The organism is Porphyromonas vaginalis (assembly GCF_958301595.1).
In the GTDB taxonomy this organism is placed as follows: domain Bacteria; phylum Bacteroidota; class Bacteroidia; order Bacteroidales; family Porphyromonadaceae; genus Porphyromonas; species Porphyromonas vaginalis.
The window spans coordinates 1,355,866-1,370,345 of the sequence record NZ_CATQJU010000001.1 but is presented as its reverse complement, the minus strand read 5'-3'; the positions used below and the strand labels follow the sequence as shown (position 1 = coordinate 1,370,345).

Sequence of the window (14,480 nt, the reverse complement as noted above, 5' to 3'; positions counted from 1 at the left end):
CATGTCGCTGTAATCTTTCTGTCAACACACGTACCAAAAGATTCGCTCACCAAATCTATTTCTTAGCTCTTCTCTAGTGGACTGATTAAGATTTTTGCATCCATACAAAGCTCCTTGTCCCATGGAGGTGACAGAGTCGGGAATCGTCAACGAAGTAAGATTCGAGCAACCATAAAATGCCATGTCTCCAATGGAGGTAACAGAGTCTGGAATCGTCAACGAGGTAAGACTAGAGCAATACTCAAATGCATAATTTCCAATGGAAGTGACAGAGTTGGGAATCGTCAACGAGGTAAGACTAGAGCAATCCCCAAATGCACTGTCTCCAATGGAAGTGACAGAGTTGGGAATTGTCAACGTGGTAAGACTAGAGCAACCTGAGAATGCACTATTGTTAATGGAGGTGATAGATTCGGGAATCGTCAACGAGGTAAGACTCTCGCAATACCCAAATGCCCAGTCTCCAATGGAGGTGACAGAGTTTGGAATCGTCAACGAGGTAAGACTCTTGCAATACTCAAATGCACTGTTGCTAATGGAGGTGACAGAGTTGGGAATCGTCAACGAGGTAAGACTCAAGCACCTAGAGAACGCCCATTCTCCAATAGAAGTGACAGAGTTGGGAATCGTCAACGAGGTAAGACTATCGCACCAAGAGAATGCCGAATTACCAATGGAGGTAACAGAGTCGGGAATCGTCAACGAGGTAAGATTTTCGCAATTAAAAAATGCTCTATCTCCAATGGAAGTGACAGAGTTAGAAATCGTCAATGAGGTAAGATTTCTACAACTTGAGAATGCCCCATCTCCAATGGTTGTAACAGAGTTCGGAATTGTCAACGAGGTAAGACTAGGGCAGTCTTTAAATGCACTGTCGCCAATGGAGGTGACAGAGTCGGGAATCGTAAACAAGGTAAGACGCCAACAACCGAAGAACGCGCTGTTGCCAATGGAGGTGACTGAGTTAGGAATCGTCAACGAGGTAAGACTACTGCACTTATAGAATGCACCATCTCCTATGGAAGTGACAGAGTTAGGAATCGTCAACGAGAAAAGTCTCTCGCAATATTTGAACGCACCATTTCCAATGGAGGTGACAGAGTCGGGAATTATCAACGAGGTAAGACTAGAGCAACTTTCGAATGCACTATCACCAATGGATGAGACTGAATCGGAAATCGTCAAAGAGGTGAGACTAGAGCAATACTTAAATGCCCAGTTTCCAATGGAGGTGACAGAGTCGGGAATTGTCAATGAGGTAAGACTCGAGCATTCCCGAAATGCATTGTCTCCGATGGCGGTGACAGAGTTAGAAATCGTCAACGAGGTAAGACTACTGCACCTATAGAATGCACCATCTCCAATGGAGGTGACAGAGTTAGGAATCGTCAACGAGGTAAGACTCTTGCAATCAAAAAATGCCCCCTCACCAATAGATGCAACAGAATTGGGGATCATATAAAAAGTTTGGGTAGAGCAATATGCTATAAGGGTGCTCTTATCAGCTGTAAAGAGGACATTGTCCTCCACATAAAAGTGTGGAGAGTGATTATCTAACTGTAGTTTTAGTCCTCTAAATGGATTAGCTCCAATCGTCGTAACGAACTTCGGAATCGACAACGAGATGAGACTAGAGCAACCTTCAAATGCGCAGTCTCCAATCGTTGTAACAGTGTCAGGAATAGTCAGCGTGGTAAGACCAGAGTAATTCTTAAAAGCTCTGTCTTCAATGGAGGTGACAGAATTGGGGATTGTTAACGAGGTAAGTCTAAGGCAACCTTCAAATGCTCTGTCGCCAATGGAGGTGACAGAGCTTGGAATCGTTAACGAGGTAAGACCAGAGCAACTCTCAAATGCCCTGTCGCCAATGGAGGTAACAGAACTGGGGATTGTTAACGAGGTAAGACGAGAGCAACCACAGAATGCCCTATCACCAATGGAGGTAACAGAGTCAGGAATCGTCAACGAAGTAAGACTAGAGCAACTCTCAAATGCCCTGTCGCCAATGGAGGTAACAGAACTGGGGATTGTTAACGAGGTAAGACTATCGCACCAAGAGAATGCCGAATTACCAATGGAGGTAACAGAGTCGGGGATTGTCAACGAGGTGAGTCTAAGGCAACCTTCAAATGCACTATCGCCAATGGAGGTAACAGAGTTAGGAATCGTTAACGAGGTAAGACTACTGCAACACGCAAATGCACTATCGCCAATGGAGGCGACAGAGTTAGGAATCGTCAACGAGGTAATAGAGCTCCAATAGAAAGCACCATCTTCAATGGAGGTGACTGAGTCAGGAATTGTCAACGAGGTAAGACGAGAACACCAAGAGAATGCTCCGTAAGCAATGGAGGTGACAGAGTCGGGAATGCGGTAAGAAGTTTGAGGAGAGTAGTAGGCTATAAGTTGATTCTTATCTGCTGTAAAGAGAACATTGTTTTCCACATAAAAGTGTGGAGACTGATTTTCTAACTGAAGGGTTCGGTTCCTAAAAGCATTGACTCCAATCATTGTAACAGACTTTGGAATCGTCAACGAGGTAAGACTAGAGCAACCTTCAAATGCCCAGTGCCCAATGGAGGTAACAGAGTTGGGAATCGTTACCGAGGTAAGAAGAGAACACCCACAGAATGCCCTATCGCCAATGGAAGTGACAGAGTCAGGAACCGTCAACGAGATAAGACTCGAACATCCCCTGAATGCCTCATTTTCAATGGATGTGACAGAGTTGGGGATACTATAAAAAGCTTGGGTGGAGCAATAGGCTATGAGTTGGCTCTTATCAGCTGTAAAGAGGGTATTATTCTCCACGTAAAAGTGTGGAGAACGATTATCTAACTGAAGAGTTGACTCTATAAATGGATTAGATCCAATTGTTGTGACGGACTCGGGAATCGTTAACGAGGTGAGGCTCTCGCAATGATAGAATACATCATTTCCAATGGCCGTGACAGAGTTGGGTATCGTCAGCGAGGTAAGACTCTCGCAAGAATAGAACGCTCCATCACAGATTGCCGTGACAGTACTTGGTATCGTATAGGAGACTAGATCTCTAGGGGCCCATAGTAGGCGCTTGCGGTCGGGGCTGAATTTGACGCCATACTCATCGGTGTAGGCTTCGGCTCGATCTTCGTCTGTGACTTTGGTGGAGAGTGGTACGACAACGGGCTTCTCGGGGCGGGTCGTGGAGAGGAGCTGGAAGGAGGTGCTGGCGAGGCTTTGCTCTGCGTGCGCTAAGACGAAGAGCCCCACAAGTTTGCAGAGATCCTTGTCTCCAACGAGTCGCCAGATCGCCTGCATCACCTGGCTCTGTGCTAAGTCGCGGTAGTCGCTGGCACTGAAGAGGAGACGGTCGGGAGCTCCGTACTGGTCGAGCAACTGCGAGTCTAAGGCGATGGCTCGTAGCGAGAGCGCAATGGAGGCTAGCGCAAAGTCATCGATCGTAGCGTCAAAGAGCTCAGGAGTGCGAAGCGGATGACGAAACTCCTCCGTGCCTAGCGTTGGCGAACTCTCGCCCTGCATGCTGGGCACAAACATCCCATCATAGTCAATCAGCGTGAGCGTACCCGTGTCGGAGACCATAATGTTGTCCGGCTTCACATCGCCATGGGCGAAGGGCTGACTGCGTAGGTAAGCTGCTAGTCGGCAGAAGCGGTAGCAGAGCATCTCCATAGCGTACGAGTCATGATAATGCTCACGGATGTACAGCTCCATCGTACTCCCCTCGACCCAATCCATCAGCAGCACAGGGAACTCCGACTCGCTACTCACGCTGCTATCGACAAAGAGCTCACGCTCGTAGTAACGCATTGAGGTGAAGTAGGTCGTGCCAGCCACCTCCAGCTCCTCCTCGATCTTACGATAAGCCTCTGCACGTCCCTCCTGCTCCTCGGTAAAGCATTTGAGCGCATAGAGCTGCCCCGTGTGAGGATCGCGCATCTTAAAGACCACGGCAAAGGCTCCGCTACTGCGGTACGGCTCACCATGCTCGTCCTGCACCACCTCTAGATGCTTCAACTGGTCTAGATTTTCATTCGCATGCGTGATCGCACTGACATACTCCGACAATAATGGGTACTGCATCTCTTTAGATTATCTCTCTATGACACTTTCAATCGTTGCGCAAAGCAAAGAGGAAGGGGGGGTACATCCTGCTGAAACGCAATAGCAGTCGTTCCTCCCCGCCCTTGCCTCACAAAGGTAACACTATTCAATAATATAACAGTCTGATAGTTAGAAGAGGAATCCGTCAGGGGTGACGCATTATATACGATGAGTTCATCTACCGCTCTATTCCTCGCTTATCGCTCATGTGTAGCTCCTGACGGAGCGATTATGAGGCGTCGACACGGGCTGGGCAAATCCAACGCTAAGTCGTTACAATAATTTAGAGCTGACTACATATCGAAACGGCGCTGTGTCGGGGAAAAGTGATTTCCACGTGGATATTTCGAAATCCCCACGTGGAGAATAAAAAATTCTTCGGAGGAATGAAATGAAACTTCGGAAGAATCAAATGAAACTTCGGAAGAAATGAATCACGCCCACGTGGAAAATAAAAAACATCCACGTGGATATTTGAGATTCACCACGTGGATATTCGAGAAAGGAGAGAATCGGACGAATTTCCCCGTAAAGATATGTAAATAGAAATTAGAGGTTAGAAGTTAGAGATTAGAGATCCGATCACTCTGATAGCTCCGATGGCTCCGATAGCTAACAGCCAATAGCTAATCCATGGCGGACACATTATATATGGTAACCTCATCTATCCTCTCGCTTGTCGCTAATGAGTTTCGTCTGAAAAGGCGATTATAATGCGTCAGCCCTGAGAAGAGGTATCCGCTAGGGGTGACGCATCGTGAGACTGTTGCAAAAGTCTCAGTAGAGGAGGGTGGCGACGAGCGGAAGGTGGTCACTGGGGCCGGCGAGGTAGCTGTCGCCGCCGTACGTTCGTCGCGGACGGCCCCACGGGGCTGGGCTCTCGTGCATGTACTTCTGCGGGGGCAGGGCTATGCGTACCGTCTCTAGCTCTAGACGCGGATAGCGCGTCTCGGTGAGCAGCGTGCGGGAGACGAAGAGTCGGTCGATGCGCTCCCAGTAGCCTCGGTAATAGTAGCTCCCTGGGGGCATCGTCTTGAGTTGCTCGTCGGTGAATGGGGGCGTGAGGTCTACCATAGCTAACGAATCGTTTTGAGATAGGTAGGTGTGGTAGGAGGCAGCCCAGCTGTCGGTCAAGCCATCTTCTGGGGTGGCGTTGAAGTCACCCACGACGACGATGCTTTGCTCAGGATTAGCCCTCAGCAGGCTATCGGTACGCGTGCGGAGCATCTCGATGAGCGCAGCACGAGCAGTCTCGGCGGTAGCACCTCCTCGGCGTGAGGGGAGGTGGCAGACGATGAGCGAGAGCGGCGCTGCGGAGGGGAGGCGACCGGAGACGAAGAGCAGGTTGCGTGTCGGGTAGATGCTGTCGGGCGTGATGCACAGTGGCCACTCCTCGGTCTGCTCTACGGCAAAGCGGTCTGCGTCATAGAGCAGAGCCACGTGAGAACCACGGCGGTCGGAGCCTGTGGCGCAGATGGTCTTGTAGTTGCCCCCTCGTAAGAGCGTGTAGTGCGCCAGCTGCTCGAGTGCCTCTACGCTCTCGACCTCTTGTAGTGCTATGAGAGCGGGTATATCCCAGGCGGTCGCATAGGAGATCACCTCGGCTAGCTGATGGCACTTGCGCTTCATACGCTCTGCCGTCCACCCTTTGCGGGCCGTGGGGAGGTACTCGCGATCATCCCAGCGGGTGCTGGGGATGGTGTCAAAGAGGTTCTCCACATTGTATGAGACAATGGTAAACCTCTGCTGCGCTACCAAGCAACAACCACTGCCTAAGAGGAATAAGAGCAGCACGAAACCACGAAAGTCTAGGAAGATGGAGCTGGTCATCTCAAATAGAAAAGGAAGCGACGCTCCCATAGAGTCTACTGTCTCTACGAGAGCGTCGCTTTACGTTGATATGGTGTCTAGATTACCAGACCACGACACGCTCCTCAGGAGCAATGTACATGGGGTCGCCAGGCTGGACGTTGAATGCCTCATAGAAGGCATCAATGTTCTTCAGAGCCTGATTGACACGGTTGATGCCCAAGCTGTGTGGGTCAATCTTGGTCAGACGTACCTCCTCCTCGGGAGTGATGTTTTGTCCCCATACACGAGCGTAACCGATGAAGAAGCGCTGTGCTGGTGTGAAGCCGTCGATCTTCTCGACCTTCTTGCCCTCGAGCTGCTTCTGGAGTGCTAGGTAAGAGACTAGGAGACCGCCCTGATCAGCGATATTCTCACCGAGCGTCAGATGGCCATCAGCGTTGAGTTTGTCATTGATCTTGATCTGGCTGAACTGCTGCGCGAGACGCTCCGTAGAGGTCTTGAAGTTCTTCTTGTCAGCGACAGTCCACCAGTTGTTCATATTGCCGACAGCGTCAAACTCGCTACCCTGATCGTCAAATCCGTGCGTCATCTCATGACCGATGACCACACCGATAGCACCATAGTTGACAGCGTCATCAGCGTTGATGTTGAAGAATGGAGGCTGTAGGATACCAGCGGGGAAGCAGATCTCATTCGTCGAAGGCATGTAGTAAGCGTTGACATCCTGAGGATTCATGAGCCAACGAGAGCGATCGACTGGCTGACCTAGCTCAGACATGTTGAAGTCGTGCTCGAACTGGATAGCACTGCGAAGGTTCTCCACAAAGCTCTTGTCCTCTGAGATGTTGAGCTTAGAGTAGTCCTTCCACTTGTCAGGATAGCCGATCTTGACGGTGAATTTAGAGAGCTTCTCGATAGCCTTCTGCTTCGTTTCGTCAGACATCCACTCGAGCTGAGAGATACGATCCTTGAGCGCAGCCTGTAGGTTGCTGATCATCGTCTCCATACGCTCCTTAGCCTCTGCGGGGAAGTACTTCTTGACATAGACCTCGCCGAGTGCCTCACCGAGCGTGCCATTGAGGAGGTTGACGGCACGACGCCAGCGTGGGTGCATCTCCTTGACACCTGAGAGTGTCGTGGAGTAGAAGTCGAAGCTAGCCTGTACAAAGTCATCCGAGAGATAGCTCGCATAGCCGTCGATGGTCTGTGCTAGGACATAGTCCTTGAGTGCCTGTAGGTCTGCCGTGGGGAACCACTTGCTAAACTTCTTGAAGAAGTCTAGCTGACCAGCATTCCAAGACTCTAGAGTCTGAAGCTTGCGCCCCTCGATGTAGCGTGCCCAGTCGAAGCCAGGGTTGTCAGCGACAAACTTCTTAACCTCAACCTTGTTGAAGTTGCGAGCTACATCACGAAGCTGTGTCTGCGAGTAGCACATGTCAGCGAGTATGTTGCTGATAGCGATATTGTTTTTCGCAATGCGCTGCGCATCCTCGGCAGAGTAGCCAGCGAGCTGAGCGATGCGCTCGATGTACTGGTTGTATGCCTTGATGATCTCCGCATTCTTTGGGTCTGTGTAGTACTCCTTGTTGCCCAGAGCCAGACCGGTCTGATTGAGGTTGAAGATGTTCATATCGCTATTCTCAGCATCGGCCATGACGTAGGTGCCGAAGAAGGTAGCATCACCCTTGTTGTCCTGCTGAGCTGCGAAGTCTACGAGCGCCTCCTTAGAGTCGATCGCCTCGATAGCTTTTAGTTCGTCTAGGATCGGCTGAGCGCCTAGCTCGTTGCGCTTGACACTGTCTATAGCCTGCTTGTATAGTACAGAGACGCGATACTCATTGGTACCAGCCTTGTAGTTACCCTGAGCTAGCTCATCAACGATGCCGTGGATCTGCTCGAGTGAGCGGTCACGTAGCACGTCAAAGGTACCGAAGCGACTGTAAGCCGGCTTCAGTGGGTTAGCCTTAATCCAGCCACCATTGACATAGTGGTAGAAGTCATCCTGTGGACGCACGAGGGTGTCCATATCAGCTAGATTGATAGCTGGGACGATCTCCTCGTTGGTCTGATTCTCCTGCTTCTTGTTACAAGCAGAGAACGTAATAGAAGCTGCGCACAGAGCAGCGACTAGTAGTTTGCAATTGTTCATATTCGATTGTTCGATTTCAAAATGATTCATAAGTAGAGGGAGAGCCTGCCCTAGAGTAGAGGTGAGGGATACTCTCCCGCGTCGGTCAGCTTCGCCAGATGCTCTATGACCATATCACGGTCAGAGGCGTAGGTCGCACCAAACCAGCGGGCATCGGTGCTCAAGACCTGTACCTGCGCCAGTCCCTGACGGATCAACGTGTCGACGACTGTCGGGATAAAAAACTCAGACGTAGGCTCATTACCATGCTCTCTGAGGAAATCCGCAAAGAGTCTCTCAGAGTGCTCCAAGTAGTCAGGCGTAAAGCCCCAGAGGTTCATCGATACGAGTGTACCACGAGCTATGGAGAGCTTCTTGCCGTCGTGCATACTGACTATCTCGTGATTCTCATTCTCGTGAATGTTCTTATGCTCGGTGATGTGCATGAGGTAGCCCTCGGGCGAAGCCTTACATACGCCACGGCTCACACTACCCTCAGCCGTGAGCGTACTCTCGATGTCGTAGGCGACCATACAGTAAGCACCACGACTATCAGCGGGCAGCTGAGAGAGGTAGTCACTCATCGTCTGAAAAGCCTCACGACCGTAGAAGTCGTCAGCATTGATCACCGCAAAAGGGCCATCGATCTCAGGTGCTGCCATCATCAGGGCGTGATTCGTACCCCACGGCTTAGTGCGCTCAGCAGGAGCGGTAAAGCCCTCGGGCAGAGAGTCTATCTTCTGATAGACGACAGCCGTGTCGACAGCCTTCTGATACTTCTGTAGCACCTGCTCTTTGAATTGCTCGGCAAAGGCGTGACGTATGACAAAGACTACCTTGCCAAAGCCTGCTCGGATCGCATCAAAGACGGAGTAGTCCATGATACTCTCACCCGCTGGTCCCAACTTGTCTAGCTGCTTGAGTCCGCCATAGCGACTGCCCATGCCAGCAGCCATAATGACTAGTGTAGGTTTCATTCGATCGTTACTTGTTAAGTGTTTGTAGGGGGGGTGCCACTCTATGAGACGAGCGTACCCCCTCTTCTGTTATTGAGGATAGTGTGTATTTGAGTCATCTAGATGCTCTAGCACCTCCTCTAGATAGCGTCGTGACTCCTCACGTGCCAGCTCTAGGTTGTGCAGCTTGTAGTTGCCACAGTCACGAGGTGCCACGCCAGGCACGGCACCCTCATAGTGCGCTACAAAGTCAAAGGCACGACGGAGCAGGTCTGCTATATCTAGCGGGTTAAGATCTCCGACTATAATCAGGTAGTTGCCCGTCAAGCAACCCATCGGTCCCCAGTAGATGATACGACTTCCCCACTCGGGATCATTGCGCAGATAGGTCGCTACGAGATGCTCTATCGTATGCAGCGCACTCAGGTCGAGGACAGGCTCACGATTAGGAGCCTTCATGCGTATGTCGAAGGTGGTCACAACCTGATCACCCACGAGGTCACGACGAGAGACATAGACACCACGCTTGAGACGCTCGTGATCTATGGTAAAGCTTGGGATATCCTTCATCACTTCAGATTTCGTAAGCTACTTTTTCTCGCTATAGGCGAGTACTCCAGGCTCTATCTCTAGCGGATTGTCGTAGAAGGTGGGATAGTTAAAGAGCCGAGCCGTACGCTCTCCCCACAGCGTGATCTTGTCACCCGTGATATGGAGCATACTCCCCTCTCGCAGACCAAGGACGTCGCAGTTGGGATTGTACTTGACAAACTCACGAATACGCTGCTCGCGCGTCTCACCGCCATGTCCCTCAGGATGTGCATCGAGGTAGTGCGGATTGATCTGGAAGGAGATAAGCCCCAGCGCCTGCGTCGTATCAGGATTGCAGATAGGCATATCGTTTGTCGTCATGATCGTCGGACAGGCGAGGTTAGAGCCAGCACTCCAGCCCACGTAGGGGATGCCGTCTTCGAGGACACGCTCGCGGATGAGCTTCATAGCACCCATATCTTGTAGTTGCTTGAGGAGTGCCCATGTATTGCCACCACCCACCATGATAGCCTGTGCAGAGGCAATAGCTTGTAGCGGCTTATCGTAGGTATGCAGACCCGTGACATTGACGCCAACGCCACCAAGAGCATTATTAACCTTAGCTACATACTCATCCCAGCTATAGGTGATAGCGGCATAAGGGACAAAGAGTACATCCTGAGCCACCGGACCTAGGAAGCGACCGATCTCCTCGGCAGCGTAGCCCAGATAGGGCTGCCCCTGAGATGCGGAGTTGGATATCAGTAAGAGTTTCTTCATGTCTATACCAGATTGGTTGAGATAATCTACTCGCAAAGGTACAAAATAGAAACACACGGCTCCACGTTTTACTCCGCAGCTAAAGATTAGAGATTAGAAGTTAGAGATTAGACACTAGACTCTAGAATCACTAGTGCCACTAGGAGCACTAGAGCCACTAGTCCCCTCTCCCTCTAATTTCTAATCTCTAACTTCTAATCTCTAATCTCTAACCTCTAATCTCTAAATCTCACTCGGGCAGCGCGTCGATCTGCGCGAGGATTGTCTCGCCGAGGAGCTTCTTGCGACGTATGTGGTCGTGCACCTCTGCGACGAAGGCATTGTCCTCATAGTTGCCACGTACCTGCTCGAAGTCGATGCGACGGTTGTGATCGCCGTCGAGGTCTATGCCGAAGCCGACCTGCGTGAGCATCTCAAACTCTTTGTGAGCATCCTTAAGCAGATACTCGTCTAGCTCGATGACGGTCTCTTGCCACTCCTGGATGATCTGTATGGCTCGCTCTACGGTCAGATCCTTGGCGGCGATGTCGTACCAACGCAAGAGCAGATCGTATGCCCAGTGCCACTCGATCTCGTAGTAGCGACTATGTATCGAGCGGATGGCGACGTTGACCTCGTCGAGCGTCTTGATCTGCCCCTCTTTGATCTGCTTGATCAGGTTGCGTACGAGGCGACGTGGAGCGATCATACCCGCTAGGTCGAGCCAGTCCGAGAGCCCCTCATTGCTGGTAGGTGGCAGGCAGGTGATTAGCTCGCTCTTGCTCTTGGGTGCTTGGTCCTGAATGCGCTGGATGAGGGAGTTGCCGAGGAACTTGACGATACCCATCTCGTAGTAGCGACACCCCTTGACGAGGGAGCTGTGACGGATGTGCATATCGTGATAGATATAGGTCGCATTGGAGCTGCCGAGGTGCGTCTCCAGTGCTTTGAGCTTGTGCCACCCCTTGTACATTTTACCGACCGTATAGGGCGAGAGGAGGTTGTAGTTGATGCAGTCGAGCTTTTCGTCCGGGTGACGCTTATCTCGCTTAGGCCACTTCTTGGTATCACGGATGGTACCGACGCTACGCAGGTTGGTGCCTGGCACGAGGTAGGTCTGGTTGTCATTCTCTATAATATAGGAGAAGGGGAAGTCTGACGAGTCAATATGATCCACATGACGCCCCATGATCAGGCTAAAAGCACCGATGCGCGAAGGCCACAAGATATAGGAGTCGGAGGTGGTCTTGCTACCACGCTCTACAACGCCCTGGTGAATGGGACCAAGCTTGTACAGGTGGTTGCTCTGGTTAGAGCCACTGCCCGCATTGAGGAAGGAGTAGTAACCAGCGATCAGCAGACTACTCTTGTGCATCGTGACGGTAAAGGGTCCCGCAAAGACGGCACAAGCCTCCCCATTTTCGCACTGACAATTGGCAAAGAAGAGCGAGTCATGCGCACTGAAGAGGTGGGTGACCGAACAACCCTGACCGACGAAGCAGCGGGAGACGTTGGAGCCGTCAGCAACCACGCTGCCAGCAGAAAAGATAAAGTCCCGACAGATCACTCCGTAGCCAACCTTTGTGGGGCTCAGGGCCGTACTATTGACCGAGCCATTCTCTAGCACCGAGGCACCGATGATAGAGCTGTGGGGACCCACCTTGATATTGGTCATCAGACCGCAATGCCTGATCTGAGAAGACTCACCGATGGTACCACGATCCGACCGCACGGAGGCTGTATACTCCTCGACGAGCTTAGAGAGTGCTGCCTGCAACTCCTTGTCGTGGCGATACATCGCCAGCATGTAAGCGGTCTGAGCGGTCAAGATGTCGCAGATAGGCACCTCACGACCACCCGTCTCGTTGAGCACCTCAACGAGGGTGCCATTGCCAAAAGCGGTCTCGCCCGTTACCTTGAGAGCTGCTATGTCGTGGATCACCACATCGTCACCGATGTCGTAATGCGAGATGCAGTCCCGCACACCGTCGATGATGACTCGGTCGCCGATGGTACAGTTGACTAGCTTAGCGTGCGCCAGGCGGTAGGGCTCGTCGTAGCTCGGCTCCTCCTCGGAGGGGCGACCACCACGATTGTCGCCTATCTCGCACTGTCCGATGAAGTGAACCTGCTGACAGCGACTAGCATCGAAGTATTTATGAACGCGCACTAGGGACCAGTCTTGCGCTTGGCACCCTTGCTCCGTGAGCTGTTTGATCTCTTTTGTATTAAGCTTTCGCATAGAGTATCTGTAGGGGGAATTATTGTTAGTAGTTTGGGGAGAAAAGTGAGACGACACGCTTACAGCCGATGCGTCTCTGCGATCATCTGGCGAAGCTGCCGTATCCAGTCGTCGGGGAGCTCCTCGACATGGCTAGGCATACGATAGCACCAGACATGATGGGGGTTGCTCGGGTCGTTGATCTGCTCGCTATGAGGATCGACCGTGGCGCAGTGCTCGGGGTTCAGGGCTAGCCAGTCTTGCAGCGGCAATATGCAGAGTCGTGAGGGACTCTCTAGGTGTCGGCGCACGATGATCTCGGCCAGCTCGGGCGTGAGCGTGGTGTCGTAGGGGACGCCGTAATCAGTGAGGAAGTAGTCGTAGTAGCGACGAGACCGCGCAGCATCTTCCGCCCACCAGAGGCGTAGTGGCGCACAGTCGTGCGTCGAGGTGGTGCCGACACTATCCTCAGAGAAGTAGGGTGCTGCCTCAAACTCGATGCCGGCACTCTTAGGCATGCGCTCCACATATAGCTTGAGGATGCCTAGCTCCTCTAGGACGGGGTAGACACACTGAGGGACCATCCCCAAGTCCTCGGCACAAAGATGGATCGAAGTCAAGGACTTCAGGAAGGTTAGACGCTCCAGTCCACGCTCGCGCCACAACTCTTCATTGCCACCGTAATAATACTCCTCGCAGACAGCCCGCATACGCTCCTGCAGATCGGGCGACAGCTTTGCAAAGGGCGCAGCACTCGCCACATCGTAGCGCGGCACGTAGCCCGCATCGAGACGTTCGATCCAAAGGACCTGCGTCGTTGCTGGATTTTTGGTCGGCGCTATCCACTCCGGTCGTAGCGTCTCGGCCAGTCCTAGCTTGGTGATCTCCCGCTTCAAGTAGCGTCGTGAGGGAAGAAAGTAGCCCAGCATCCCAGAGCGCCCGTCCCGTGGTATGGACCAGATGCGGAAGAAGCCCAGCACGTGATCCACACGCAGGTAGTCATAGAAGCGCTCTAGATAGTCAAAGCGCTCACGCCATAGCGTTTTCCAATTCCTGCGACAGGTTACGATACCCCAGTTCTGCCCATCTGGAGAGAAGTAGTCGGGAGGAGCTCCGCACGAGAGTCGCTTGTTAAATTGGGCCGGGTAAGCAAGCGTGTCCGCTGCATGCGGATCGACCCCTACGGGCAGATCGCCCATGAGCGCCAGCCCATGCTGACGAATCGTAGCTACGGCACGGCGCATCTGTCGCTGCGCTACCATATAGCAGTAAGCGTAGAAATTGCCCGTACGGACGACCAAAGGCTTGTTTTCCTGTTCCAGCTCCTTGACCCGCTTCATTGCATCCCAGAAGTCCCACTCCTCACGATTGAGATCGGGCAATAGGTCTAGAGCCATTCGCATGCAGACCCAGTAGTGCCAGATGGGGGAACGACTAAAAGTAGCATACTTGAGCGTCAACCCAGCATAGCGGTTGAGCATATCGGTGAAGTATGGCGAAGCGTCCACCTGCTCCGTAAAGGAGGCCCACAGCCAGCGTCGCTTGAGTTGCCACACCGCCGTATAGTCGAAGGTCTTTTGCGCACTCAGTCGCTCAGCCTCCGCACGCAGCTCCTGCTCCAGCTGTTGATCCGCCAGCGGGGGGAGCTGATCCACAGCTATGTAGATCGGATTGAGCACCGTAGAGGCTATCGGGCGATAGGGATAAGAGTCGCGACTATCGCCATAGAGGGTGGTGTCTTCCAGCGGGAGCAACTGTATGATGCGCATCCCCATCCGCTCAGCCACCGGCGCAAGTGCCTCCAGGGCGGCAAAGTCACCACAGCCCGCATCGCCGTGGCGACGCAGACTAAAGAGGGGAACGGCTATCCCAGCCTGACGGGGCATCTGACTCATATTATATTATAGTGTCACCTCTACGGAGACTGTTGCAAAAGTCAACAGTCTCACAATCTTGCAAGCAAGATTGT

General features: G+C 52.2%; 8 protein-coding genes. All 8 read right to left on the bottom strand.

The window, feature by feature from the left end:
* Nucleotides 1-21: 21 nt before the first annotated feature.
* The gene (locus Q2J34_RS05430) at nucleotides 22-4,083 is read right to left on the bottom strand and encodes a leucine-rich repeat protein (protein ID WP_300969485.1); all 4,062 of its coding nucleotides are present in this window, start codon (nucleotides 4,081-4,083) and stop codon (nucleotides 22-24) included.
* A gap of 798 nt (nucleotides 4,084-4,881) precedes the next feature.
* Nucleotides 4,882-5,934 carry an endonuclease/exonuclease/phosphatase family protein gene (locus Q2J34_RS05425; protein ID WP_300969484.1) on the bottom strand — a complete coding sequence of 351 codons (1,053 nt, stop codon included), beginning with the start codon at nucleotides 5,932-5,934 and terminating at the stop codon, nucleotides 4,882-4,884.
* A gap of 82 nt (nucleotides 5,935-6,016) precedes the next feature.
* Nucleotides 6,017-8,065, bottom strand: coding sequence for a M13 family metallopeptidase (locus tag Q2J34_RS05420; RefSeq protein ID WP_300969483.1), 2,049 nt, complete (start codon nucleotides 8,063-8,065; stop codon nucleotides 6,017-6,019).
* A 50-nt stretch (nucleotides 8,066-8,115) separates the two neighbouring features.
* Nucleotides 8,116-9,021: a sugar phosphate nucleotidyltransferase gene (locus tag Q2J34_RS05415; RefSeq protein ID WP_300969482.1), complete on the bottom strand. Its 906-nt coding sequence runs from the start codon at nucleotides 9,019-9,021 to the stop codon at nucleotides 8,116-8,118.
* 69 nt (nucleotides 9,022-9,090) lie between these two features.
* On the bottom strand, nucleotides 9,091-9,570 hold the full coding sequence (locus Q2J34_RS05410) for an S-ribosylhomocysteine lyase (RefSeq protein ID WP_004331765.1): 480 nt from the start codon (nucleotides 9,568-9,570) through the stop codon (nucleotides 9,091-9,093).
* 18 nt (nucleotides 9,571-9,588) lie between these two features.
* Complete coding sequence (pepE, locus tag Q2J34_RS05405; protein WP_025884355.1) at nucleotides 9,589-10,311, bottom strand: dipeptidase PepE; 723 nt, start codon at nucleotides 10,309-10,311, stop codon at nucleotides 9,589-9,591.
* A 229-nt stretch (nucleotides 10,312-10,540) separates the two neighbouring features.
* Entirely contained in the window at nucleotides 10,541-12,532 is a 1,992-nt protein-coding gene (locus Q2J34_RS05400; RefSeq protein ID WP_300969481.1) for a DUF4954 family protein, read from the bottom strand.
* Nucleotides 12,533-12,591: 59 nt separating this feature from the next.
* Nucleotides 12,592-14,406, bottom strand: coding sequence for a 4-alpha-glucanotransferase (locus Q2J34_RS05395; RefSeq protein ID WP_300969480.1), 1,815 nt, complete (start codon nucleotides 14,404-14,406; stop codon nucleotides 12,592-12,594).
* Nucleotides 14,407-14,480 lie beyond the last annotated feature (74 nt).

Bases quoted from the DNA above. Each gene is read 5' to 3' on its own strand.
- Q2J34_RS05410 (WP_004331765.1), bottom strand. From the start codon at position 9,570: ATGAAGGATATCCCAAGCTTTACCATAGATCACGAGCGTCTCAAGCGT.
- Q2J34_RS05415 (WP_300969482.1), bottom strand. From the start codon at position 9,021: ATGAAACCTACACTAGTCATTATGGCTGCTGGCATGGGCAGTCGCTAT.
- pepE (WP_025884355.1), bottom strand. From the start codon at position 10,311: ATGAAGAAACTCTTACTGATATCCAACTCCGCATCTCAGGGGCAGCCC.
- Q2J34_RS05395 (WP_300969480.1), bottom strand. From the start codon at position 14,406: ATGAGTCAGATGCCCCGTCAGGCTGGGATAGCCGTTCCCCTCTTTAGT.
- Q2J34_RS05425 (WP_300969484.1), bottom strand. From the start codon at position 5,934: ATGACCAGCTCCATCTTCCTAGACTTTCGTGGTTTCGTGCTGCTCTTA.
- Q2J34_RS05400 (WP_300969481.1), bottom strand. From the start codon at position 12,532: ATGCGAAAGCTTAATACAAAAGAGATCAAACAGCTCACGGAGCAAGGG.
- Q2J34_RS05420 (WP_300969483.1), bottom strand. From the start codon at position 8,065: ATGAACAATTGCAAACTACTAGTCGCTGCTCTGTGCGCAGCTTCTATT.
- Q2J34_RS05430 (WP_300969485.1), bottom strand. From the start codon at position 4,083: ATGCAGTACCCATTATTGTCGGAGTATGTCAGTGCGATCACGCATGCG.